General features: G+C 72.3%; 23 protein-coding genes. 11 read left to right on the top strand and 12 right to left on the bottom strand.

Annotation, left to right across the window (positions count from 1 at the left end; all coding sequences use genetic code 11):
• The first annotated feature begins 115 nt into the window (after positions 1–115).
• The 3 genes from AC3E6M_RS00640 (at position 116) to AC3E6M_RS00630 (ending at position 2,145) form a co-directional block, all read left to right on the top strand.
• Positions 116–715 (top strand): hypothetical protein, encoded by a 600-nt coding sequence (locus tag AC3E6M_RS00640; RefSeq protein ID WP_490528759.1) that lies wholly within the window; start codon positions 116–118, stop codon positions 713–715.
• 69 nt (positions 716–784) lie between these two features.
• A complete protein-coding gene (locus AC3E6M_RS00635; protein ID WP_138174147.1) occupies positions 785–1,525 on the top strand; it encodes a YcnI family copper-binding membrane protein in 741 nt (246 codons plus the stop codon).
• Positions 1,526–1,527: 2 nt separating this feature from the next.
• Positions 1,528–2,145 carry a copper resistance CopC family protein gene (locus AC3E6M_RS00630; protein ID WP_490528758.1) on the top strand — a complete coding sequence of 206 codons (618 nt, stop codon included), beginning with the start codon at positions 1,528–1,530 and terminating at the stop codon, positions 2,143–2,145.
• A gap of 427 nt (positions 2,146–2,572) precedes the next feature.
• Here the strand turns inward: AC3E6M_RS00630 and AC3E6M_RS00625 are convergent, their stop codons facing one another.
• Positions 2,573–3,061, bottom strand: coding sequence for a DUF1990 domain-containing protein (locus AC3E6M_RS00625; protein ID WP_490528757.1), 489 nt, complete (start codon positions 3,059–3,061; stop codon positions 2,573–2,575).
• 122 nt (positions 3,062–3,183) lie between these two features.
• Here AC3E6M_RS00625 and AC3E6M_RS00620 point away from each other — a divergent pair, with 122 nt between their 5' ends.
• The 3 genes from AC3E6M_RS00620 to AC3E6M_RS00610 are packed head-to-tail and all read left to right on the top strand — an operon-like array spanning position 3,184 to position 5,245.
• Entirely contained in the window at positions 3,184–4,392 is a 1,209-nt protein-coding gene (locus tag AC3E6M_RS00620; protein WP_490528756.1) for a molybdopterin molybdotransferase MoeA, read from the top strand.
• On the top strand, positions 4,389–4,973 hold the full coding sequence (mobA, locus tag AC3E6M_RS00615) for a molybdenum cofactor guanylyltransferase (protein ID WP_490528755.1): 585 nt from the start codon (positions 4,389–4,391) through the stop codon (positions 4,971–4,973). Before AC3E6M_RS00620 ends, mobA begins: the two co-directional genes overlap by 4 nt.
• Positions 4,970–5,245: a DUF6457 domain-containing protein gene (locus tag AC3E6M_RS00610; RefSeq protein WP_490528754.1), complete on the top strand. Its 276-nt coding sequence runs from the start codon at positions 4,970–4,972 to the stop codon at positions 5,243–5,245. The genes mobA and AC3E6M_RS00610 overlap by 4 nt, the downstream gene beginning before the upstream one ends.
• A 59-nt stretch (positions 5,246–5,304) precedes the next feature.
• On the opposite strand, the gene AC3E6M_RS00605 is transcribed toward AC3E6M_RS00610, so the two are convergent.
• A complete protein-coding gene (locus AC3E6M_RS00605) occupies positions 5,305–5,679 on the bottom strand; it encodes a hypothetical protein (protein ID WP_490528753.1) in 375 nt (124 codons plus the stop codon).
• A 78-nt stretch (positions 5,680–5,757) separates the two neighbouring features.
• On the opposite strand from AC3E6M_RS00605, the gene AC3E6M_RS00600 reads away from it, so the two are divergent.
• The gene (locus AC3E6M_RS00600) at positions 5,758–6,504 is read left to right on the top strand and encodes a DUF429 domain-containing protein (RefSeq protein ID WP_490528752.1); all 747 of its coding nucleotides are present in this window, start codon (positions 5,758–5,760) and stop codon (positions 6,502–6,504) included.
• Between the two features lie 49 nt (positions 6,505–6,553).
• Here AC3E6M_RS00600 and AC3E6M_RS00595 read toward each other — a convergent pair whose 3' ends face one another.
• The gene (locus AC3E6M_RS00595; RefSeq protein WP_490528751.1) at positions 6,554–7,306 is read right to left on the bottom strand and encodes an SDR family NAD(P)-dependent oxidoreductase; all 753 of its coding nucleotides are present in this window, start codon (positions 7,304–7,306) and stop codon (positions 6,554–6,556) included.
• Positions 7,307–7,487: 181 nt separating this feature from the next.
• On the opposite strand from AC3E6M_RS00595, the gene AC3E6M_RS00590 reads away from it, so the two are divergent.
• Both AC3E6M_RS00590 and AC3E6M_RS00585 read left to right on the top strand, forming a co-directional pair.
• A complete protein-coding gene (locus tag AC3E6M_RS00590) occupies positions 7,488–7,871 on the top strand; it encodes an ArsR/SmtB family transcription factor (RefSeq protein ID WP_490528750.1) in 384 nt (127 codons plus the stop codon).
• A gap of 18 nt (positions 7,872–7,889) precedes the next feature.
• Complete coding sequence (locus tag AC3E6M_RS00585; protein ID WP_490528749.1) at positions 7,890–8,867, top strand: SRPBCC family protein; 978 nt, start codon at positions 7,890–7,892, stop codon at positions 8,865–8,867.
• A 50-nt stretch (positions 8,868–8,917) separates the two neighbouring features.
• On the opposite strand, the gene fdhA is transcribed toward AC3E6M_RS00585, so the two are convergent.
• From fdhA to AC3E6M_RS00565, 4 genes are all read right to left on the bottom strand, one after another.
• A complete protein-coding gene (gene fdhA / locus AC3E6M_RS00580; RefSeq protein WP_490528748.1) occupies positions 8,918–10,135 on the bottom strand; it encodes a formaldehyde dehydrogenase, glutathione-independent in 1,218 nt (405 codons plus the stop codon).
• A gap of 252 nt (positions 10,136–10,387) precedes the next feature.
• Positions 10,388–10,831: an iron chaperone gene (locus AC3E6M_RS00575; RefSeq protein ID WP_490528747.1), complete on the bottom strand. Its 444-nt coding sequence runs from the start codon at positions 10,829–10,831 to the stop codon at positions 10,388–10,390.
• A 247-nt stretch (positions 10,832–11,078) separates the two neighbouring features.
• The gene (gene sufU / locus AC3E6M_RS00570; RefSeq protein ID WP_138176486.1) at positions 11,079–11,534 is read right to left on the bottom strand and encodes a Fe-S cluster assembly sulfur transfer protein SufU; all 456 of its coding nucleotides are present in this window, start codon (positions 11,532–11,534) and stop codon (positions 11,079–11,081) included.
• Positions 11,531–12,772, bottom strand: a complete 1,242-nt coding sequence (locus tag AC3E6M_RS00565) for an aminotransferase class V-fold PLP-dependent enzyme (protein ID WP_490528746.1) — start codon at positions 12,770–12,772, stop codon at positions 11,531–11,533. Before AC3E6M_RS00565 ends, sufU begins: the two co-directional genes overlap by 4 nt.
• A gap of 112 nt (positions 12,773–12,884) precedes the next feature.
• Here AC3E6M_RS00565 and AC3E6M_RS00560 point away from each other — a divergent pair, with 112 nt between their 5' ends.
• Complete coding sequence (locus tag AC3E6M_RS00560) at positions 12,885–13,316, top strand: chemotaxis protein CheY (RefSeq protein WP_490528745.1); 432 nt, start codon at positions 12,885–12,887, stop codon at positions 13,314–13,316.
• The gene (locus AC3E6M_RS00555) at positions 13,313–13,624 is read left to right on the top strand and encodes a winged helix-turn-helix domain-containing protein (protein ID WP_138176492.1); all 312 of its coding nucleotides are present in this window, start codon (positions 13,313–13,315) and stop codon (positions 13,622–13,624) included. Before AC3E6M_RS00560 ends, AC3E6M_RS00555 begins: the two co-directional genes overlap by 4 nt.
• Before the next feature lie 494 nt (positions 13,625–14,118).
• Here AC3E6M_RS00555 and AC3E6M_RS00550 read toward each other — a convergent pair whose 3' ends face one another.
• The 5 genes from AC3E6M_RS00550 to kdpA form a co-directional block, all read right to left on the bottom strand.
• Positions 14,119–14,790: a response regulator gene (locus AC3E6M_RS00550; protein WP_490528744.1), complete on the bottom strand. Its 672-nt coding sequence runs from the start codon at positions 14,788–14,790 to the stop codon at positions 14,119–14,121.
• Positions 14,790–17,390 carry a DUF4118 domain-containing protein gene (locus AC3E6M_RS00545; protein ID WP_490528743.1) on the bottom strand — a complete coding sequence of 867 codons (2,601 nt, stop codon included), beginning with the start codon at positions 17,388–17,390 and terminating at the stop codon, positions 14,790–14,792. The genes AC3E6M_RS00550 and AC3E6M_RS00545 overlap by 1 nt, the downstream gene beginning before the upstream one ends.
• Before the next feature lie 92 nt (positions 17,391–17,482).
• Positions 17,483–18,067, bottom strand: coding sequence for a potassium-transporting ATPase subunit KdpC (gene kdpC / locus AC3E6M_RS00540; protein ID WP_490528742.1), 585 nt, complete (start codon positions 18,065–18,067; stop codon positions 17,483–17,485).
• Positions 18,068–18,078: 11 nt separating this feature from the next.
• Positions 18,079–20,235: a potassium-transporting ATPase subunit KdpB gene (kdpB, locus tag AC3E6M_RS00535; protein ID WP_490528741.1), complete on the bottom strand. Its 2,157-nt coding sequence runs from the start codon at positions 20,233–20,235 to the stop codon at positions 18,079–18,081.
• Complete coding sequence (kdpA, locus tag AC3E6M_RS00530; RefSeq protein WP_490528740.1) at positions 20,235–21,920, bottom strand: potassium-transporting ATPase subunit KdpA; 1,686 nt, start codon at positions 21,918–21,920, stop codon at positions 20,235–20,237. Before kdpA ends, kdpB begins: the two co-directional genes overlap by 1 nt.

The following is a 21,920-nucleotide window of genomic DNA, read 5'->3' as shown; positions in this document are numbered from 1 at the left end:
GAACCGTCGCTGCGAGGTGGGGGACATGCGTCGAGCGTACGCCCGGGTCATCGGGCGCGGCCCGTGTCGGAGCCGTGTGGTGGAATGGCTGCGAACGGGACGCCGGAGGAGGAGCATGTCAGCGAGAGCGGGACGCGCCCGCCGCGCCGCGCGCGGTGTCTCCGCCGCCGTGCTCGCGACCTTCGTCGCGACCCTCTCGCACTCCGTCGCCGCGGGTGACCTCCCCGCCGTGCTGAACGTCGTGCTCGCCGTCAGCCTCGCCGCGCCCCTGTGCATCGCCCTCGTCGGGCGCACCGTGTCGTGGGTTCGGCTCACGGCCGCCATCGCGACGAGTCAACTGCTGTTCCACTCCCTGCTGGCCCTCGATCTGAGCGGGACGGGTGTGCCGGTGGGCGCCTCGCACCACGGCGGCGCCGTCGCGCTCGCCGAGGCCGCGGCATCCGGGCACGCGCACATGCTCACGGGCACCGAATCGCCGTGGATGTGGGCCGCGCACGCCCTCGCCGCGGCGGTCACCGTCGTGGCGCTCGGCTCGGGGGAACGCGCGCTGCGCACTGTCGCGGGGCTGATGGTCGACACGTTCCGGGCCCTCGTCCCGGTGCGGGAACCGCGCCCGGTCGCGGTGCCGCGCCTGCGGCCCGAGCCGCCGCTGCTCACGGCCTCGATGACCGTGCTTTCCGGGATGAGGCACCGGGGTCCGCCGCTCGCGGCCTGACTCCGACTCTCCTCACCCTTCGCGCTCGGGCGTGCCTTCACGCCTGCGCACTCTCAGAAAGCAGCAGCCATGTCCCGTAAGACCCTGCGCGCCCTCGTGGGCGCCACCGCCGGCCTCGCGCTCGCCGTCGGCATTCCCCTGGCGGCGTCCGCCCACGTCACCGTCAACCCCAACACCGCGACTCCGGGCACGTACGCCACGGTCAACTTCCGTGTGCCCACCGAGTCCGCGACCGCCTCCACGGTCAAGGTCGAAGTGACCCTGCCCACCGACACCCCCTTCACGGCCGTCCTCGTGCAGCCCGTGCCCGGGTGGACAGCGACCGTCGAGAAGGGGGCGCTGCCGGCGCCCGTCGAGGTGGACGGCAACACCATCAGCGACGGTCCGCTGAAGATCGTCTGGCAGGCCGACCCCGGCGTGGGCATCGGTCAGGACCAGTTCCAGATGTTCTCGGCCGTGCTCGGGCCCGTGCCCGACACCGGTCACGTCGTGCTCCCCGCCGTGCAGACGTACTCCGACGGCGAGGTCGTGAACTGGGCCGCGACGCCCGATGAGGTCGCCGCGGACGACACCCTCGAACCGGCACCGGTGCTGTACATCACCGACACTCCGCCGGCATCCGGTCACGGAGCCGGTCACAGCACCGCCACGCCGGCGCCTTCGGACGACCACGGCGCGGCCGAGGCCTCGACGACGACCGACGGTTCGGCCGGCGCAGCCCTGGGTCTCAGCATCGCGGCGCTCGTGATCGGCATCGGCGGCGCCGTGCTCGGCGCCCTCGCCTTCGCCCGCCGTCCGAAGAAGGCCTGACCGTGGGTGCGCCCACGGGGGCTGCGCGTCGGGTCCGCGGACGCGGTGCGGTCGCCGCCCTGATCGTCGCCGCCGCCGTGGGCGCGTTCGGCGGGGCTCAGGCCGCGTCCGCGCACGACAGCCTCGTCTCGTCGACGCCGTCGGCGGACGAGACCGTGTCCACGGCATCCGAGGTGGAGCTGACTTTCAGCGCCAACCTCCTCGGCGCGGACGGCGGCAACGAGGTCATCGTCGTCGGCCCCGACTCCCGCCACTACGAGACGGACTGCACGGCGCTCGCCGGTCCGACGCTGACCACCCCGGTCCAGCTCGGCCCCGCGGGCGAGTACCAGGTGACCTGGCGGGCGGTCTCGTCCGACGGGCACCCGGTCTCGGGCACGTATGAGTTCGCCTACGCCCCCGCCGCGGGCGCGCCGGCCGCCCCGGGAGCGGAGACTTCGCCGTGCGCGAAGGTCGCCGCCGACCAGTCGGCGCCGGCGACGGATGCCACGGCCCCCGCGTCCGGCCCGTCCGGGCTCGTGATCGGCCTGGGCGTCGGAGGCGTCGCGGTGATCGCGGTCGGTGTCGTGGTGTTCCTGCTGGTGCGGACGCGTCGGGGGGACGACTCCGACGGCGAGTGAGCGGACGGGGAGGGGCCGGGTGCGGCGCCTCCCCGTTCTCGGCCTCGGGGCGTGGCATCCGGACGTCGCACAACTCCTGCAGATTCGTGTCGCGGTGGGGCCTGGGTGGGCGGGGTGCGGGTTTTGCCGGAGTTGTGCGCGGTGCGGCTTGCCCGCGGTGCGGCGCCTCCCCGGTCTCGGCCTCGGGGCGTGGCATCCGGACGTCGCACAACTCCTGCAGATTCGTGTCGCGGTGGCGCCGGGGTGGGCGGGGTGCGGGTTTTGCCGGAGTTGTGCGCGGTGCGGCTGGCCCGCGGTGGCGCGGGCCGGGTCGTCCGTTCGGGACGTCCGGCCGGCGGGCACAACTCCTGCGGAGCCGGCTCGGGGTGGGGCTGCGGGGGCCTGGTATCCGGATTGCCGGAGTTGTGCGGTATTCGTCCCGGGACGCTCAGCGCGTCGGGGAGTCGAGCGTCCGGAGGTAGCGCGCCGTCATGCGCTTCTGCACGAGGCGGTTGAGCGGTCCGGCCAGGCGCGTGAACCAGCGTCCGGGCCGTGAGAACGCCGTGATCGTGAAGGTCACCTCGCCCGATGGGGCCAGGGTGAGCGCGAAGCGCTCCTCGCCGCACTCGGGGTGCCCGGGCAGCGAGCCGTACGCGAAGCCCGCGTGATCGTCGTCGCGTTCCGCCCACACCACCAGACACGGGATGCCGAAGGGCCCCAGCCGCATGTCGAACCGGGTTCCGTCGCTCAACGGGGACTCCGACAGGCGCACGGTCGCGCCGGCGCGGCGCTGCACCGCCCCGCTGAGCAGGGCATCGGCGGCCTGCTCGAACGCGACCCGGCCGTGCCCGATCACCCGCTCGGCGCGGACGTGGTGGTACCCGGCGGGCAGCGGACCCGCCGTCGCCCCGATCTCGGCGTAGGTCAGGTCGGTCATGCACGACACGGTACGTGGGCCGGGTGGCAGCGCCGACCCCCGGGTGTGCGGACACGCCGGATGACACGACCCGCCGCCTACGCTGAAAGCATGCCTCTCGACATCCGCGCGGTCGGAGCGCCGTGATCGAGGTCTCCGCGCACCTCGCCGCGATCCTGGCGGCCGTGGAGCCCCTCGACCCCGAGGAGCTCCCCCTCGACCGTGCGCGGGGCCGGGTGCTGCGGCATCCGGTGATCGCCGCGGTCGACGTGCCGGGCTTCGACAACTCGGCGATGGACGGCTTCGCGGTGCGGTTCGACGACGTCGCCACGGCGCCCGCCGAGCTGCGGGTGGTCGCCGACCTCCCGGCGGGAACCGGGGCGGATCCGCGCCTGGGCCCGGGTGAGGCCGTACGGATCATGACGGGCGCCCCCGTGCCGACGGATGCCACGGCGATCGTGCCCTTCGAAGACACCCGCCACGGGCTGGCCGAGTCGCTGTCGTCGACCGTGGTGCTCCGTGCCCCGCGCGGCCCCGGCGCGCACGTGCGCCGCCGCGGGTCGGACACGCGGGCGGGGCAGACGGTCGTCGCCGCGGGGCTGCGGCTCACCGCCGCGCGGATTGCCGCGATCGCGGCATCCGGGGTCCCGTCGGTGCGGGTGGCGCGGGCGCCGCGCGTGGCCGTGGTGTCGACGGGGTCGGAGCTGATCGCGCCGGGCGAGTTGCTGCGGTACGGGCAGATCCCCGAGTCCAACAGCCTGCTGCTCGCCGGCCTCGCCGAAGAGGCGGGGGCCGACGTGGTGCTGCGCGAGAGCATCGGCGACGACGGTGACGGCCCGCGCCGGATGATCGCCGAGGCCGAGCGGCTCGGGGCCGACGTCGTGGTGTTCTCGGGCGGGGTGAGCGCGGGAGCGTACGAGGTGGTGAAGAACACCCTCGGCGACCTGCTGACGTTCACGCAGGTGCGCATGCAGCCGGCGCGGCCGCAAGGTTTCGGGCGGACTCCGGCGGGGACGCTCGTGTTCGGTCTCCCCGGCAACCCCGTGAGCGCGGCGGTCTCGTTCGAGGTGTTCGTGCGGCCGGCGCTGCACGCGCTCGAGGGCGATGCCGACCTCGGCCGCCCGACCGTGCGGGTGGCGCTCGCCGAGGGATGGCGCGTGCGCCCCGACCGTGTGCAGTACGTGCCCGTGCGCCTCGACCGCACCGACCCGGCCCGGTGGCGCGCGGTGCCGCCCGTCCCGGGCACGCGCGGATCGACGCGGGGGCTGGGGGATGCCACGGCCTACGCCGTGATCCCACCGGGCGAGCTCGACCTGGAGCCGGGCGACACCGTCGAGGTGCTGCTGCTGTGAGCGTCGAGGCGATCCTCCTCGCCGGGGGCCGCGGCTCCCGGGTGGACGGGGCCGCGAAGCCGCTGTTTCGCGTCGGCGGGACGACGCTGCTCGCGGCCGCGATCGCCGCCGCGCGGGCCGGCGGGGCGGAGCGGATCGTCGTCGCCGCGCCCGAGCTCGACCCCGCGCTCGACGTCGAGTGGGTGCGCGAGGATCCGCCCTTCGGCGGACCGGTCGCGGCGGTCGTCGCCGCTCTCGCGACTGTCCGCGCCGACGAGGTGCTGCTGCTCGCGTGCGACCTCGTCTCCCCGGCCGGAGCGCTCGCCGCGCTCCCCCCGATCGCCCCCGACTCCGACGGCGTATGCCTGAGCTCCGACGGCCGACCGCAGTGGCTCACGGGCCGGTACCGCACCGCGGCGCTGCGGTGCGTGGCATCCGGGCTCGAGAACGGGGGGCGGGATGCCGCGATGCGGACGCTCCTCGGAGGGTTGCGGATCGCGCTCGTCGATGCGCCTGCGGAGGTGTCGCGCGACATCGACACGTGGGACGATCTGACCGCGGCCGGGGGATCGGCCGCGTGTGAGCCCGAGGAGGAACCGTGACCGAATCCCGCACCCTGCCGCCCGAGGCGCTCGAGGACTGGAGCGCCGCGCTCGCCGAGCGGTTCGGTCTGGCCGAGGGGGACATCCCCGTCGCGCTGATCCTCGACCTCGCCCGCGATGTCGCGAACGGCGTCGCCCGGCCCGCCGCCCCGCTCAGCGCCTTCGTCGCGGGGCTCGTCGCCGGCCGCGCGGGCGGGACCTCCGCCGACACCGAGGCCGCGGTGGCCGCGGTCGTGGAGATGGCCCGGGGCTGGGAGACGAACGGCCGCTGACCCGGGGGTGCGGCGGGGGAGTTGTGCCGGGCTCCGGAGATGCGGGGCTCGGGTGCGCGTCAGTTCAAGAAGACCGCGGTGCTGAACAGCCCGATCGACAGCGACAGCAGGAAGGCCGCGACACCCGCGATGAATCCGGCAGCGGCGAGCTCCCGCGCCATCCGCGCGTTCAGACTCAGGATGCCGGTCACGAACGACACCAGGGCTAGGGCCCAGATGCCCAGCTGGATCCACAGCAGCTGATCGAACTCGGCGACGGCGCTCACCGACACCAGGAAGGTGTGCCACGCCACCACGATCGCGCCCGTGACGACGGCGATGATCGAGACCGCGCGCAAGTCGCCCCGCGGGGACGGGGGAGCGGGTGGTTCGGGCCGCGGCGGGACGCTCTCGCCCGGCTCGAGCGAGTCGGGGAGGTCGTCTTCCGTGGGCATGGGTCGATCCTGACAGGTTCTCGTCCTCGATGGGGAGGGTGGCGCCGCGGTGTCGGTGCCCCCGCGTACTCTGCCGGGATGAGAACGATCGGCGTCGACCTCGCCGCCGGGGTACCAGGGACGGCGCTCGCCGAGATCGAGTGGGCGCCCGGCAGAGCCCGGCTCGTGCGGCTGCAGGTCGGTGTCGACGACGTCGACATCGTGGCATCCGTGGGCGCGGACGGCTGGCTGGGACTGGACTGTCCGCTGGGGTGGCCCGACGCGTTCGTCGACTTCGTCGGGGCGCATCACCTCGGCGAGCAGCCGCACCTCGGCGAGGTCGACGGCGGCGCCGACTGGCGACGCGGGCTCGTCTACCGCCGCACTGACGTCGTCGTGCGCGACCGCATCGGGCGGTGGCCGCTCAGCGTCTCGACCGACCGGCTCGGGGTGACCGCGCTGCGCGGCGCGGGCCTGATGCGCCGTCTCGCGGTGTCGGGATTCCCCGTGGGTCGCGCGGCCGAGGGTCGGCTGTTCGAGGTCTACCCCGGCGGCGCGCTGCGGATCTGGGGTTTCGACACGATGAAGTACCGAGTGGATGCCGCCCGCCGGGCGACCCTGCTCGACACGCTGCAGCAGCGGGCGCCGTGGCTCGACGTGGGTGCGTTCGCGCCGGTCGCGGTGTCGTCGGGGGATGCGTTCGACGCGCTGATCGCAGCGCTCGCGACCCGCGCGGGAGCGCTGGGAAGGTTCGCGCGGCCAGCTGCCGTCGACCTCGAGATCGCGCGACGCGAGGGGTGGGTGGTGCTGCCGGACGGGACGCTCGAGGAGTCGGTCGCACCCTGATCATGCCGCGGCGACCGGGACGCTGGCCCCGCCGCCGCGGCATCCGGGATCAGGCGGCGGTGTAGCCGCCGTCGACGAGGTGGTAGCTGCCGGTGATGAAGCTCGCGGCGTCGCTGGCGAGGAACGCGATGAGATGGGCGACCTCGTCAGGCTTGCCGAGGCGGCCGATCGGGTGCTTGCTCACGAGGAACGCCTTGGTGTCGTCGTCGAGTGCGCTGAGGAGCGGCGTGTCGATGAAGCCGGGGCCGACGGAGTTCACGCGCACACCGTGCGCCGAGTACTCCAGCGCCGCCGTCTTCGTCATGCCGACCACGGCGTGCTTCGCGGCGACGTACGCGGGCGACGTGGCGAAGCCGACGCTGCCGAGGATCGACGCGATGTTGACGACGGAGCCGCCGCCGTTCGCGAGGATCGAGGGGATCTGCGCCTTCATGTTGCGGAACACCGCGTTGAGGTTGATCGCGATGACCTTGTCCCAGGCCTCTTCCGTGTACTCCGCGGTGGGGGCGGCGGCGCCGCCGATCCCGGCGTTGTTGACGCCGATACGCAGGGGCGCGAGGGTGTTGGCGAGCTCGACCGACGACGCGATCCACGCGCTGTCGGTCGCGTCGCCGACCGAGGCCTCGGCCGTACCGCCGGCCGCGCGGATCTCGTCGACGACGGCGTTCGCGTTGTCGGCGTCGAGGTCGTTCACGACCACGGCGGCGCCGTTCCGGGCCAGGAGCAGGGCGGTCGAGCGGCCGATTCCGCTGCCGCCTCCGGTGACGATCGCCGAGCGGTTCGAGACGTCGTACTGAGCCATGGATGGGCTTCTTCCCGGGCGGGCACGGTGCCGGGAGATCTTCTCGGACGGTCCGTCCTCTGCTTCGAGCCTACGCCCGCGAGAGGGATGTGGATGCGGGTGAATGGATTTCGAACGGGGTGCAAAAAGGTGGGTGAGGGTGTCTTGCCCCCACGCCCGCCCCCTGCTAACGTCCAACCAAATGGTTGAACAACGCACTCCCCCCGACGCCGACATCGACCGCGTCTTCCACGCGCTCGCCGATGCGACACGGCGCGACATCGTGCGCCGGACGCTCGTCGCCGAGCAATCGGTGTCCGCGCTCGCCGCGGGCTACGCGATGTCGTTCGCCGCGGTCTCCAAGCACATCGGGGTGCTCGTCGAGGCGCGGCTGGTGACCAAGCGCGCCGAGGGGCGAGAGCGGCTCGTGCGCGCCGACCCCGCCGCCATCGCGCGGGTGCAGCAGCTCCTCCGCTCCTACGAAGACCTCTGGCGGGGACGCATCGATCGCCTCGACGCGCTCCTCGCTGAAGACCCGGATGCCACGGCATCCGGCATCCACCCTCCGACCACGACCGAGAACTGAAAGACGAAGGAGTCCCTCATGCCCGTCACGTCCGTCGACACCGACACCGAGTCGCTCACCATGACCCTCGTCGCCGACTTCCCGGTCGGCCCCGAGCGGCTGTGGGCGGTGTTCACCGACCCGCGGCAGCTCGAGCGGGTGTGGGGCCCTCCCGGGTGGCCGTCGACCTTCGACCAGTTCGACTTCGCCCCCGGCGGGCGCGCGAAATACCGCATGACGTCGCCGACCGGCGAGAGCGCGAACGGCACCTGGGAATTCCTCTCGATCGATCCGCCACGCGGATACGAGGTCATCGATTCGTTCGCCGATGACGACGGCAAACCGCTCGAGACGATGCCGGCGATGCACATGGCGCTGACGTTCGAAGCGACGCCCGAGGGCTCGCGTCTCACGAGCGTGTCGCGCTTCGCCTCGGCCGAGGCGCTCGAGCAGGTCGTGGCGATGGGCGTCGTCGAGGGATCCACTCTCGCGATGAACCAGCTCGACATCGTGCTGCAGGACCTCCGCGCCTACGCGCAGGGCAAGGGCACGCAGCTCGAGGTGCTCAGCGACCAGCACGTGCGCATCACGCGCCTCATCGACGGGCCGCGCGACCTCGTGTGGCGCGCGCACACCGACCCCGACCTCATGCGGCAGTGGCTGCTCGGGCCGGACGGGTGGCGGATGACCGAGTGCGAGATCGGCGACACCGCGGGCGCGACCTACCGCACGGCATGGGCGCCCGAGCCCGGCACCGAGGGCGAGGCGTTCGGCTTCGACGGCGAGGTCCTCCTCATCGACGCGCCTCGACGCGTGGTGCAGACCGAGCACATGACCGGCACCGACTTCCCGTCCACGACGAACGACCTGTCCCTCTACGAAGAGGACGGGGCCACCCTGCTGACACTGCTGATCGAGTACCCGGATGCCGCGACCCGCGACATGGTTCTCGCCACAGGCATGGTCGACGGCATGGAGACCAGCTACCAGCGCCTGGAGGGCGTGCTCGTCGGCTGAACGCCGAAGGCGGCGGGCCGGACGATCCGGCCCGCCGCCCCCGATCCCGCTCAGGTGCGGATGTAGCCGTTCGGGTTCAGCACGTACTTGCGCGGCGCGCCCTTGTCGAAGTCGGCGTAGCCCTGCGGAGCCTCGTCGAGACTGATCGGCGTCGCATTGACGGCCTTCGCGATCTGCACCTTGTCGTGCAGGATCGCCATCATCAGCTGCCGGTTGTACTTCATCACCGGGCACTGCCCCGTCGTGAACGACAGCGACTTGGCCCAGCCGAGACCCAATCGCAGCGACAGCGAACCGACCTTGGCCGCCTCGTCGACACCGCCCGGGTCGCCCGTGACGTACAGACCCGGGATGCCGAGGGCGCCACCGGCCGCCGTCACCTGGAACAGTGAGTTCAGCACCGTCGCAGGGGCTTCGTGTCCGGCGTCGGCCCCGTGGCCGCGTGCCTCGAAGCCGACCGCGTCGACCGCGGCATCCACTTCGGGAACCCCGAGGATCTGCTCGATCTGGTCTCCCGGATCACCCTTCGACACGTCGACGCTCTCGAATCCGAGGGAGCGCACCTGCGCGAGGCGCTCGGGGTTGAGGTCGCCGACCAGCACCGCGGCCGCGCCCAGCAGCTGCGCGCCGACCGCCGCGGCGATACCCACCGGACCCGCGCCCGCGATGTACACCGTGGATCCCGGGCGGACGCCCGCGGTGTACGCGCCGTGGAAGCCGGTCGGGAAGATGTCGGAGAGCATCGTCAGGTCGAGGATCTTCTCCAGCGCCTGCTCGCGGTCGGGGAACACCAGCAGGTTCCAGTCCGCGTACGGCACGAGCACGTACTCGGCCTGACCGCCGACCCAGCCGCCCATGTCGACGTACCCGTAGGCGCTGCCGGGGCGGTCGGGATTGACGTTCAGGCAGATGCCGGTCTTGCCCTCCTTGCAGTTGCGGCAGCGGCCGCACGCGATGTTGAACGGGACCGAGACGATGTCGCCGACCTTGACGAACTCGACGTCGGGTCCGACCTCGACGACCTCGCCGGTGATCTCGTGGCCCAGCACGAGGCCGGCCGGGGCGGTGGTGCGACCGCGCACCATGTGCTGGTCGGATCCGCAGATGTTCGTCGACACCGTGCGCAGGATCGCTCCGTGCGGCACCTTGCGGCCGACGTTGGCCGGGTTGACCCCGGGCCCGTCCTTCAGCTCGAACTCCGGATAGTCGGTGTCGATGACCTCGACGACCCCGGGCTCCTTGTACGCGACTGCTCTGTTCCCTGACATCTTCGTCCTCTCCAGCCGGTCGCCCGACCGATCGTGTCGTGCAGGCAGGATCCGTAGACCCTCCGACGCGGCGGCGATCTCGCGATCACGACGTCGTGACGGATGTCTTCACCCAAACCCCGGGCGCACGGCCGCGTCAATGCGTGTCGCGGTCGGCGCCGCAGTTGAGAAACGTTCTCTCGCGAGGGGGCGCGTCGTATGGCGGGGAGACTCCGGATGCCAGGGCCCACGGCCGTGGCATCCCTCCGCTGGTCAGGTGGTGGGGGCGGCCCGCCGCACGAGGACGCGGATCGCGTCTTCGACCTCGGGCGTGACCTCGAGCACCGCGTAGGACACCGGCCACATCGGGCCGTCGTCGAGTTGCGCGGACTCGTCGAAGCTCACCGTCCCGTAGCGGGTCTGGAACTTCGACGCCGGCTGGAAGAACACCACGACCTTGCCGTCGTTCGCGTACGCGGGGAATCCGTAGAAGGTCTTCGGGTTCAGGTGCGGTGCCTCCTCGAGCACGATGACGTGCACGCGCTCCGCGATGGCCCGGTCGTCGCCCTCGAGCTTCTCGATCGCCTCGAGGCAAGCGTCGTTCTCCTTCGCGAGCTTCGCCGCGCCCTTGAGGCCCTTCATGGCCTTGAGCTCTTCGGCGCGCTGCTTCATTGCCGCGCGTTCTTCGTCGCTGAATTCCGCTCCGCCTGCCGCCATGGCATCCGTCCTTCCGAAGGTCTGGGGGTCTGGGGGCAGGATAGCGCCGCTGTCGGCGCTGAGACAGGGCCATGCGCGAGGGCGTGGGTCAGTGCGCGTTCGCTCAGGGATGTGCGCAAAGTCGGTGGCGGTGGGGTGGATGCCACTGAGGTTGTGCGGATCGCTGAGGTTGTGCCACGCCGGGCTGGGTGGGCCGGTGCCTGCGCGGCGCCCCGGCGCGGCGCGGTGACGGGGCGGCGCAACGCCCTCAGGCCTGGCGCAGCCCCTCTTCGAGCGCGACCCACGCCAGCATCGCGCACTTCACTCGCGCGGTGTACTTCGAGACGCCCGAGAGCGCGGCGGCGTCGGCGAACGTCTCCTCGTCGAGGGGGATCTTTCCGCGAGAGCGCAATGCCTCGCGGAACTTCCCGATCAACGCCTCGGCGTCGGCCTTCGGCATCCCGTCGTCGCCGCCGTCTTCGCGGAGAAGGGCGACGAGCATGGATGCCGAAGCCTGGGAGATCGAGCAGCCCGCACCCTCCCAGCTGACGGATGCCACGCGGTCGCCGTCGACGTCGACCCGCAGCGTGATCTCGTCGCCGCAGACCGGGTTGCGCTGGTGCACGGTGGCGCTGTGCGCGCCGGGGTCGACGAGGCCGAAGCCGCGGCGGTTCTTGGAGTGGTCGAGGATCAACTCCTGATACAGCGACTCGAGCCCGCTCATGCGCTCACCCCGAAGAAGCCGCGGATGCCAGACACGGCGTCGAGGAACGTGTCGACCTCGGCTTCGGTCGTGTGGATGGCCGCGCTCGCACGGACGGATGCCGTCATGCCGAAACGCCGGTGCAGGGGTTGCGCGCAGTGGTGCCCGACCCGGACGGCGACCCCGCGGGCATCGAGGAACTGACCCGCATCGTGCGCGTGCACCCCCTCGACCTCGAACGCCTGGAGGGCGACGCGGCCGGCGGCATCCGTGTCTCCGAGCAGACGGATGCCGTCGATCGACCGCAGCCCTTCGCGCAGGCGCCGCTCGAGTGCGGCCTCGTGCGCGTGGGCGGCGTCGAGGTCGAGGCCGCCGAGCCAACGCACGGCCGCGGCGAGAGCCACGGCCTGCGACACCGGCTGCGTGCCGGGCTCGAAGCGCTGGGGCGGCGGGAGGTACTCGGCCCGGTCGAGCGTGACGGTCGTGATCATCGAGCCGCCGGTGGTGAACGGCGGGAGGTCGGACAGCACTTCGTCGCGGCCCCAGAGCCCGCCGATCGCGTACGGCCCGAAGATCTTGTGCCCCGAGAACACGGCCAGATCGACCCCGAGGGCCGGAAGGTCGAGCGACAGGTGCGGCGCCGACTGGCAGGCGTCGAGCACCGTGAGCGCGCCGACGCTGCGGGCCAGGGCGACGAGCTCGGCGACCGGGTTCACGATGCCGAGCACGTTCGAGACGTGCGGGAAGGCGACGACCTTCGTTCGCTCGCCGACGAGGTCGGCCGCGGCGGTCATGTCGAGGGTGCCGTCGTCGTGGACGGGGATGTGGCGCAGGCGAGCGCCGGTCCGGGCGGCGAGCTCCTGCCACGGGATGAGGTTCGCGTGGTGCTCGGCCTCGGTCACGACGATCTCGTCGCCCGCGCGGAGGCGGCCCGCGTACCCGAGCGAGCCCGCGACGAGGTTGAGGCCGGCGGTGGCACCGCTCGTCCAGACGAGCTGCTCCGGCTCGCCGCCGACGAAGCCCGCGACGGTGGCGCGGGCGTCTTCGAACAGCTCCGTCGCCTCGGCCGCGAGGAAGTGCGCGCCGCGGTGCACGGCGGCGTTCGCGTGCTCGAGGAAATCGCGCTCGGCGTCGAGCACCGCACGCGGCTTCTGGCTCGTGGCGGCCGAGTCGAGGTAGACGAGGGGCCGGCCGTCGACCTCGGTGCCGAGGATCGGAAACTCGGCCCGCACGGCGGCCACGTCGAAGGGGAGGGTCACCCCTCCAGGCTACGTCGCGTGAGGCGGGTGGGTGCCGCGCCGTCGGAATAGAAGAAAGTACTTGCCGAAAGTGAAAGTAGTTGCCAGAATATGCTCAACGAAAGGATCCGCCATGGACCACACGCCCGCGATGGCCCCGTCCGAAGCCCGACTGCTGCTCGACCGCGCCGACCGCCTCAGCCACGCCGCGCACAACGCAACGCGGTGGCCGTACATCAGCTTCATCCTCGCGCTCGGGGTGGCGACCTCGATGGGCACCTTCGCGATGGCCGTCGCGACCGGAGACGCTTTCGGCCTCGCCTATGTGAGCCTGCTGGCCATGGTGTTCGCCCTCATCATCTTCTTCGTCGTCAGCATCCAGGGCCGCGCCGCCTTCGCCCGCGGCCGCCGCTGGACGGGCTACATCGCGAGCTGGTTCGTCTCGTACGCTCTCGCCCTGGCTGTCGTTATCTGGGCGCACGGCAACGTGCTGCTCGCGGCGCTGGCCTCGGGCCTCGTGCTCGTCGTCTCCCTGAGCTGCGCGGCACGCGAGGCTCGGTCGTGACCACGTCGACTCCGCATCCCCGGCACCGGCTCGACGAGCTGCTGCAGAACCCCGTCCGGTTCTCCATCGTCGCGGCTCTCGACCGGGCGACCACGCTGAGCTTCAAAGAGGTCCGGGATGCCGTCGAGGTCACCGACTCGGCGCTGAGCAAGCAGGTCTCGACCCTCGAGGCCGCCGGCTACCTCGCCGTGGGGAAGTCCTTCGCGGGCAAGTTGCCCCGCACCTCGCTCACCCTGACGAAGGAGGGGCGAGCGGCGTGGAGGAGTCACCTCGACACGCTTCGCGAGATCGCGGGGACGTCGATCTGAGCCGTGGGATCCTCCGACACCCCGCTTCCCCGACTTCTCACGGACACGTCGGTGAGGCGCGGTGTCGCGAGTGAAGAGTGAGACTGACAAACCCACTGCAGCATGACGCCCTGTTGTCGGGCGGATGCAGTCTCGCGGGTCGTGGCACCGCCTCGGGCGCCCCGGCGGCCGCGGGCGCTGAGGGGTCGAGGGCCGCGGAGGGGCGGCCCAAACTCCTGAGTTTCTGTGCCTTCGGCGCCTCACGGCCGCGCGGAGAACCGCGAGGGCGCGTTTTCTCAGGAGTTCGGCCCCGGCCTGGACTCGGCCGGCGACCCCGGCCGCGACCCCGGCCGGCGGCCCCGGCCGCGACCCCGGCCGCGACCCCGGCCCCGGCCGCGGCCCCGGCCCGGTCCCGACCCCGGTCCCGGCCGCGCGTCGGACACCCACCGACCTGGCCCGGGCCGCGGGTCCCGCTGCCGCGCCGCCCGCCGCCCGCCCGACCTCCCGCCCGCGGGCTACAGCACCAGCCGATACCCCATGCCCTGCTCGGTCAGCAGGTGCGCGGGCGCGGACGGCTCGGCCTCGAGCTTCTTGCGCAGCTGCGACATGTACAGCCGCAGGTACCCGGAGTCGGCGACCTGCTCGCTGGCCCAGATCTCCTTCAGCAGCGTCTGGCGGGTGACGAGCGAGCCGGGGTTGCGGGCGAGGAACTCCAGCATCCGCCACTCCGTCGGTGTGAGGTGCACGCGGGCGCCGGCGCGTGTCACGGCCTTGGCGGCGAGGTCGACCTCGACGTCGCCGAACCGCACGACCGACTCGCCGCTCGACGGCACCGAACGCCGCGCGTGCACCCGCAGCCTCGCGAGCAACTCGTCGATCTGGAAGGGCTTGGTGACGTAGTCGTCGGCCCCGGCGTCCAGCGCCTCGACTTTGTCGGCCGAGCCCGTGCGCCCGGACACCACGACGATCGGTGCGGTCGTCCAGCCGCGCAGCGCCTGGATCACCTGCACGCCGTCGAGGTGCGGCATCCCGAGGTCGAGCAGCACGATGTCGGGGTGAGCCTGTGCGGCGAGCGTGATCGCCGCGGCGCCGTCGGCGGCGGCCACGACGTCGTATCCGTGGGCGGCAAGGGTGATGCGCAGCGCCCGCACGAGCTGCGGGTCGTCGTCGGCGATGAGGACCTTCATCACGTCTCCGTCCGGGGAAGGGATGCCGGGTCTGCGTCAGCGCGGTCGGACGCGGCACCGCGGCCGCTCCGGTCGGCACCGGATGCCGCGGCCCCGACGCCGCGCGGGGCCGGAGGCGCCTCGGCGACCGGCAGCGCCACGACCATCGTCAGCCCGCCGCCCGGGGTCTCCTCGGGGGTGAGGGTGCCGCCCATGCCCTCGGTGAATCCGCGCGAGAGGGCGAGGCCGAGGCCCAGGCCGACGGTGTTGTCGGTGTCGCCGAGGCGTTGGAACGGGGCGAACATGTCGCTCTGTCGCTCGGGGGCGACGCCGGGGCCGTGGTCGACGACGCGGATCTCGGCGACGCCGCCCAGTCGGCTCGTGGCCACGCGGGCGCGCCGCCCGGCGGGGGTGTACCGCACGGCGTTGCTCAGCACGTTCACGAGCACGCGCTGCAGCAGCACGGGGTCGGCGCGAAGAGCGGGAAGGTCGGGGTCGAGGGCGAGTTCGACGTCGTCGGGGCCGAGGCCCAGCTCGTCGAGGGCCGCGATCACCACGTCGGCCGCATCGACCGCCGTCAGCGACACGGCGAGCACTCCCGCCTGCACGCGGCTGACGTCCAGCAGGTCCGTGACGAGGACCGACAGGGTCGCGAGGCTCTCGTCGGCGGTCTCGAGCAGTTCGCGGCGGTCGTCGTCGGAGAGGTGGTCGCCGGCCGCGCGCAGGCCGCCCAGCGCCGCCACCGCCGCGGCGAGGGGGCGCCGCAGATCGTGGCTCACCGCGGACAGCAGGGCGCTGCGCACCTGATCGGTCGCGGCGAGCACCCCCGCTTCGGCGGCGGTCTCGGCCAGGTCGGTGCGCTCGAGCGCGGCGGCGAGCTGCGCGACGACGACGTCGAGCAGCCGCCGTTCGGCGGCATCCAGGTCTCGACCGTGCAGCTCGAGGCGCGCACGTCCGTCGCCCACGGCGAGATCGGTGCGGCGTCCGTCGCGCACGGGCTCGCCGTCGGTGGCGAGCACCGAGCCGTCGGATGCCACGAGCCGCACCCCCGACAGGCCGAACGCTTCACGGGCACGGCTGACGAGCGCCGGCACCGCGCTCTCACCCCGCAGGACGCTGCCCGACACCGTGGCGAGCAGCTCGGCTTCGGCGGCGGCACGGCGAGCGGCCCGGGCCCGGCGTGCGGCCTGGTCGACGACGAGGCTGACGAGGACCGCGATGATGACGTACAGCACGAGCGAGAGCGCGTGGTCGGGGTCGGCGATCGTGATCGTGTAGAGCGGTTCGATGAAGAGGAAATCGAGGGTGAGGCCCGACAGCACCGCTGCCGAGACCGCCGGCCAGATCCCGCCGATGAGCGCGACCACGACGACGAGCAGTTGGTACGCCAGCACGTCGGTGGAGATGGAGTCCTCGGTGCCGGTGGCGATGAGCAGCCACGACAGGAGGGGGCCGCCGGCCAGGGCCGTGACGAAACCGAGCACGCGGCGCTTGGCGCTCAGCGCCGGGCCGGTGAGGCGCGGGAGGGTGAAGCGGCCGCCGGCGCGGGCGTGGTTGACGATGTGCACGTCGATGTCACCGGAGAGACGGATGACGGTCGCGCCGATGCCGGGCCCGGTGAGGGCTGCTCCGAGCCGCCCGCGGCGGCTCACGCCGATCACGAGCTGCGAGGCGTTGACCGAGCGCGCGAAGTCGACCAGGGCGGCGGCGACGTCGTCGCCCACGACCTGGTGGTACGTGCCGCCGAGCGACTCGACGAGCGCGCGCTGGGCGGCGAGGGCGCCGGGTTCTTCGGCGCGCAGGCCGTCCTGCGTGGACACGTGCACCGCGAGCAGTTCACCGCCCGCGGACCGTGCGGCGATGCGCGCGCCGCGGCGCAGCAGCGTCTCTCCCTCGGCGCCGCCGGTGAGGGCCACGACCACCCGCTCGCGCGCCTGCCACGACCCCTCGATGCCCTGCTCGACGCGGTAGCGCTGCAGCGCGGAGTCGACTTCGTCGGCGAGCCACAGCAGCGCGAGCTCGCGCAGCGCCGTGAGGTTGCCGAGCCGGAAGTAGTTCGACAGGGCCGCGTCGATGCGCTCGGCCGGGTAGACGAAGCCGGATGCCAACCGGTCGCGCAGTGACTGCGGCGCGAGGTCGACGACCTCGATCTGGTCGGCGGCGCGCACGATGGCATCCGGGACCGTCTCGCGCTGCACGACACCGGTGATCTTCTCGACAACGTCACCGAGCGAGGCGATGTGCTGCACGTTGACGGTGGTGATGACGTCGATGCCGGCGTCCAGGAGCGCCTCGACGTCCTGCCACCGTTTCTCGTGCGTCGAACCGGGGGCGTTGGTGTGTGCGAGCTCGTCGACGAGCGCGAGATCCGGATGCCGCGAGAGCACGGCATCCAGGTCCATCTCGTCGAGGTCGACGCCCCGGTGGGCCACCGCGCGCCGGGGCACCGCTTCGAGACCCTCGGCTTGCGCCGCGGTCGCGTCGCGGCCGTGGGTCTCGACGATCGCGATGACGACGTCGCGACCCTCGGCCGCGAGGCGGCGCCCCTCTTCGAGCATTTCGTACGTCTTGCCCACGCCGGGCGCTGCCCCGAGCAGAACGCGCAGGTGACCGCGTTTCACGCGGCGCTCCCGGGGGCCGACGCGCGCCACCGCCGCCGCGCACGGGGCGCGACGGCGGGACGGAGCGAACGCATGTCAGCGATTCTCGCGCGTCATCGGGCGTCCAGCGCGCGATTGAGCTCGAGCACGTTGACGCGGGGCTCCCCGAGGAACCCGAGATCCCGGCCCCGAGTGCTCTCGGCGACGAGGGCCTCGACGTCGGCGACCGGGATGCCGCGGGCCTCGGCGACGCGCGCGACCTGGCGCTCGGCGTTGTCGACGGAGATATGGGGGTCCAGGCCCGAGCCCGAGGAGGTGACCGCGTCGGCCGGGATCACGCCCGCACCGTTCAACGCCTCGAACGCGGAGCGGTTCTCCGAGATCGCGGCGGTGAGGTCGGTGTTCTCGGGGCCGAGGTTCGATCCGGTCGAGGCGGCGGAGTTCCACGACGCCGCCGAGGGCCGCGACTGGAAGTACTGCGGGAGCGCCCGGCCGTCGGCATCCTGGAACGACTGCCCGATCAACGTCGAGCCGACGGCCGCGCCGTCGGCCGAGCGGACGAGCGACCCGTTCGCCTGGGCGGGGAGGGCGAGCTGGCCGATCCCGGTGATCAGGAGCATGTAGCCGACGCCGAGGACGGCGGTGAAGACGAGCATCGCGCGGACGGCGACGCCGGCGGTACGCAGGGTGGTGCGCATGGCAGGGCCTTTCAGAATCCCGGGAGCAGGCTCACGACGAGGTCGATGAGCTTGATGCCGATGAAGGGGACGAGGATGCCGCCGAGCCCGTACACGAGCAGGTTGCGGCTGAGGATGCGCGAGGCGCTCGCGGCGCGGTACTTCACGCCGCGCAGGGCGAGCGGGATGAGCACGATGATGACGATCGCGTTGAAGATGATGGCGCTGAGCACCGCCGAAGCGGGCGACGACAGCTGCATCACGTTCAGCACGCCGAGCCCGGGGAAGACGCCCATGAACATCGCCGGGATGATCGCGAAGTACTTCGCGATGTCGTTGGCGAGGGAGAACGTCGTCAGGGCGCCGCGCGTGATGAGCAGCTGCTTGCCGATGCGCACGATGTCGATGAGCTTGGTCGGGTCGCTGTCGAGGTCGACCATGTTGCCGGCCTCCTTCGCGGCCGACGTGCCGGTGTTCATCGCGACGCCCACATCGGCCTGCGCCAGCGCGGGAGCGTCGTTGGTGCCGTCGCCGGTCATCGCGACGAGGTTGCCGCCCTCCTGCTCGCGGCGGATGAGCGCGAGCTTGTCCTCGGGCGTGGCCTCGGCGAGGTAGTCGTCGACGCCGGCCTCGGCGGCGATCGCCTTCGCCGTGAGCGGGTTGTCGCCCGTGATCATCACGGTGCGGATGCCCATGGCCCGCAGCTCGCCGAACCGCTCGCGCAGACCGTCTTTGACGACGTCCTTCAGGTGGATGACGCCGAGCACGCGCCCGCGGCCGTGCAAAACTCCTGAAGAATCGGGGGAGACGGTCGCAACCACCAGCGGAGTTCCGCCGGACTCGGCGATCGCGTCCGCAATTCTCAGGAGTTCGGCACGGGTGACGTCGGGCACAGCCGCCTCGAGGCCGTCCAACCAGGTCAGAACGGCCGACGCCGCTCCTTTTCGCACCATCTCGCCGCTGTGCAGGTCCACCCCCGACATGCGGGTCTGCGCCGTGAAGGGCACGGGCTCGGCGCCCCGGGGCATCTCGGCGACGACCCCCTGCGCGGCGGCGAGCTCGACGACCGAGACGCCCTCGGGGGTGGGGTCGGCCTGCGACGACAGCGAGGCGTACTCGGCGAGCTCGGGGGAGCCGACGCCCGGCAGCGCGACGAACGCCGACGCCCGGCGGTTGCCGTACGTGATGGTTCCGGTCTTGTCGAGCAGCAGCGTCGTGACGTCGCCCGCTGCCTCGACGGCGCGGCCCGACATCGCCAGGACGTTCCGCTGCACGAGGCGGTCCATACCCGCGATGCCGATCGCGCTGAGGAGAGCACCGATCGTCGTGGGGATGAGGCAGACGAGGAGTGCCACGAGCACCGGGATCGACACCGGAGCGGCGGCGTACGACGCGATCGGGTTCAGCACCAGCACGACCACGACGAACACGATCGACAGGCTCGCCAGCAGGATGTTCAGCGCGATCTCGTTCGGCGTGCGCTGCCGCGACGCGCCCTCGACGAGCGCGATCATGCGGTCGACGAACGTCTCGCCCGGCTTCGAGGTGATCCGCACGACGATGCGGTCGCTCAGCACCCGCGTGCCGCCGGTGACGGCGCTGCGGTCGCCGCCGGACTCGCGCACGACCGGGGCCGACTCTCCGGTGATCGCCGACTCGTCGACCGTGGCGATGCCCGCGACGATGTCGCCGTCGCCGGGGATCAACTGCCCCGCCTCGACGAGCACGACGTCGCCGACCCGCAGTTCGCCCGAGGGCACGTCCTCGACGGAGGCGGTGGATGCCAGCGGGTCTCCGGGGGAGTAGGCGACGACGCGACGGGCCGTCGTGGTCGTGCGGGTCTTGCGGAGCGTCGCGGCCTGCGCCTTGCCGCGACCCTCGGCGACCGACTCCGCGACGTTCGCGAAGAACACCGTGAGCCACAGCCAGACCGCGATGCCCCCCGTGAACCCGAACGGGAGCGACGCGTCGGCGCCGCCGAGGAACGGCTCGGTGAGCGCGATGAGGGTCGTGAGGGCCGCCCCCACCCACACGAGGAACATCACGGGGTTGCGCCACTGCGACGCGGGATTGAGCTTCTTCGCGGCTCCCGGGAGCGCGGCGATGATTTGCGCGGCGCTGAACGCGCGGCGCGGAGCGGCCGGAGTCGGGGCCGCGGCGGGAGCCGGGGCGTGGGTGAGCGTGGACATCAGCGCGTAAGTCCTTCGGCGAGGGGGCCCAGGGTGAGGACCGGGAAGTAGGTGAGGGCCGTGACGATGACCGCCACGCCCGCGAGGAGGCCCGCGAACTGCGGGCGGTGCGTCGGCAGGGTTCCGGGGGTGGCGGGAACGGCATCCTGGGCCGCGAGGGATCCCGCGAGGGCCAGCACGAACACGATCGGCAGGAACCGGCCGAGGAGCATCGCCACAGCCAGGGCCGTGTTGAACCACGGGGTGTTCGCGGTGAGCCCCGCGAACGCCGAACCGTTGTTGTTCGCCGCCGACGTGAAGGCGTAGAGCACCTCGCTCAGGCCGTGGACGCCCGGGTTGAGGATCGAGGTGGTCTCGACGTCGCTCCGGATGCCGGGGAGCGCGAAGCTCAGCGCGGTTCCGGCCAGCACGAGCGTCGGTGTGACGAGGATGTACAGGCTCGCGAGCTTGATCTCGCGCGGCCCGATCTTCTTGCCGAGGTACTCGGGCGTGCGGCCGATGAGCAGGCCGCCGACGAACACCGCGATCACGGCGAGGATCAGCATCCCGTACAGGCCCGAGCCGACGCCGCCCGGCGCGATCTCGCCGAGCATCATGTTGATCATCGGCATCCCACCGCCGAGCGCCGTGTAGCTGTCGTGCATCGAGTTGACCGCGCCGGTGGAGGTGAGGGTGCTCGTCGATCCGAACAGCGTCGAGCCGAAGATCCCGAACCGCACCTCTTTGCCCTCCATGGCGCCGCCCGCGAGCTGAGGAGCCGCCCCGGCACCGGCGAGCTCGGCCCACGTGAGAAGGGCCGTGGATGCCGCGAAGATCGCGGCCATGACGCCCAGGATCGTGTAGCCCTGACGGTCGTCGCCGACGATGCGGCCGAACGCCCGGGGGAGTGAGAACGGGATCACGAGCATCAGGAAGATCTCGAACAGGTTGGTCCACGGCGCGGGGTTCTCGAACGGGTGGGCCGAGTTCACGTTGAAGAACCCGCCGCCGTTGGTGCCGAGGAGCTTGATCGCCTCCTGGGATGCCACCGGGCCGCCGGGGATCGACTGAGCCGCGCCCGCGAGGGTCGTGGCATCCGAGAACCCGTTCAGGTTCTGGATCACGCCGCCCGCGAGCAGCACGACGGCCGCGGCCACCGAGAGCGGCAGCAGCAGGCGGGTCGTGCCGCGCACGAGATCGACCCAGAAGTTGCCGATGACGCCGCTCCGGCGGTACGCGAAACCGCGGACCAGCGCGACCGCGATCGCGACGCCGACGGCCGCGCTCACGAAGTTCTGGACGGTCAGCGCCGCGAACTGCACCGTGTAGCCGAGCGTCGTCTCGCCCGAGTACGACTGCCAGTTCGTGTTGGTGACGAACGACACCGCGGTGTTGAACGACAGCGCCTCGCCGGGGGCCTCGAGGCCCAGGGCGAAGGGCAGGAGCGGCTGCAGGCGCATGATCGCGTACACGAGCACGACACCCATCGCCGAGAACAGCAGCACCGATCGCAGGTACGCCTGCCAGGTCTGGGAGCTGCGGGCGTCGACTCCGATGAGGCGGTAGGTGCCGCGCTCGACGGCGAGGTCGCGCTCGCCGGTGTAGATGCGGGCGATGTAGTCGCCGAGGGGGCGGTAGGCCAGACCCAGGGCGACGATGAGCGTGAGGCTGGTCAGCACGATGGACCAGATCGTTCCGGCATCCAT

It is taken from the genome of Microbacterium sp. SCPM-O-B-15248 (M128), from assembly GCF_058214835.1.
The sequence above is the reverse complement of the archived record's forward strand: the minus strand, read 5'-3'. Positions and strand labels throughout refer to the sequence as shown.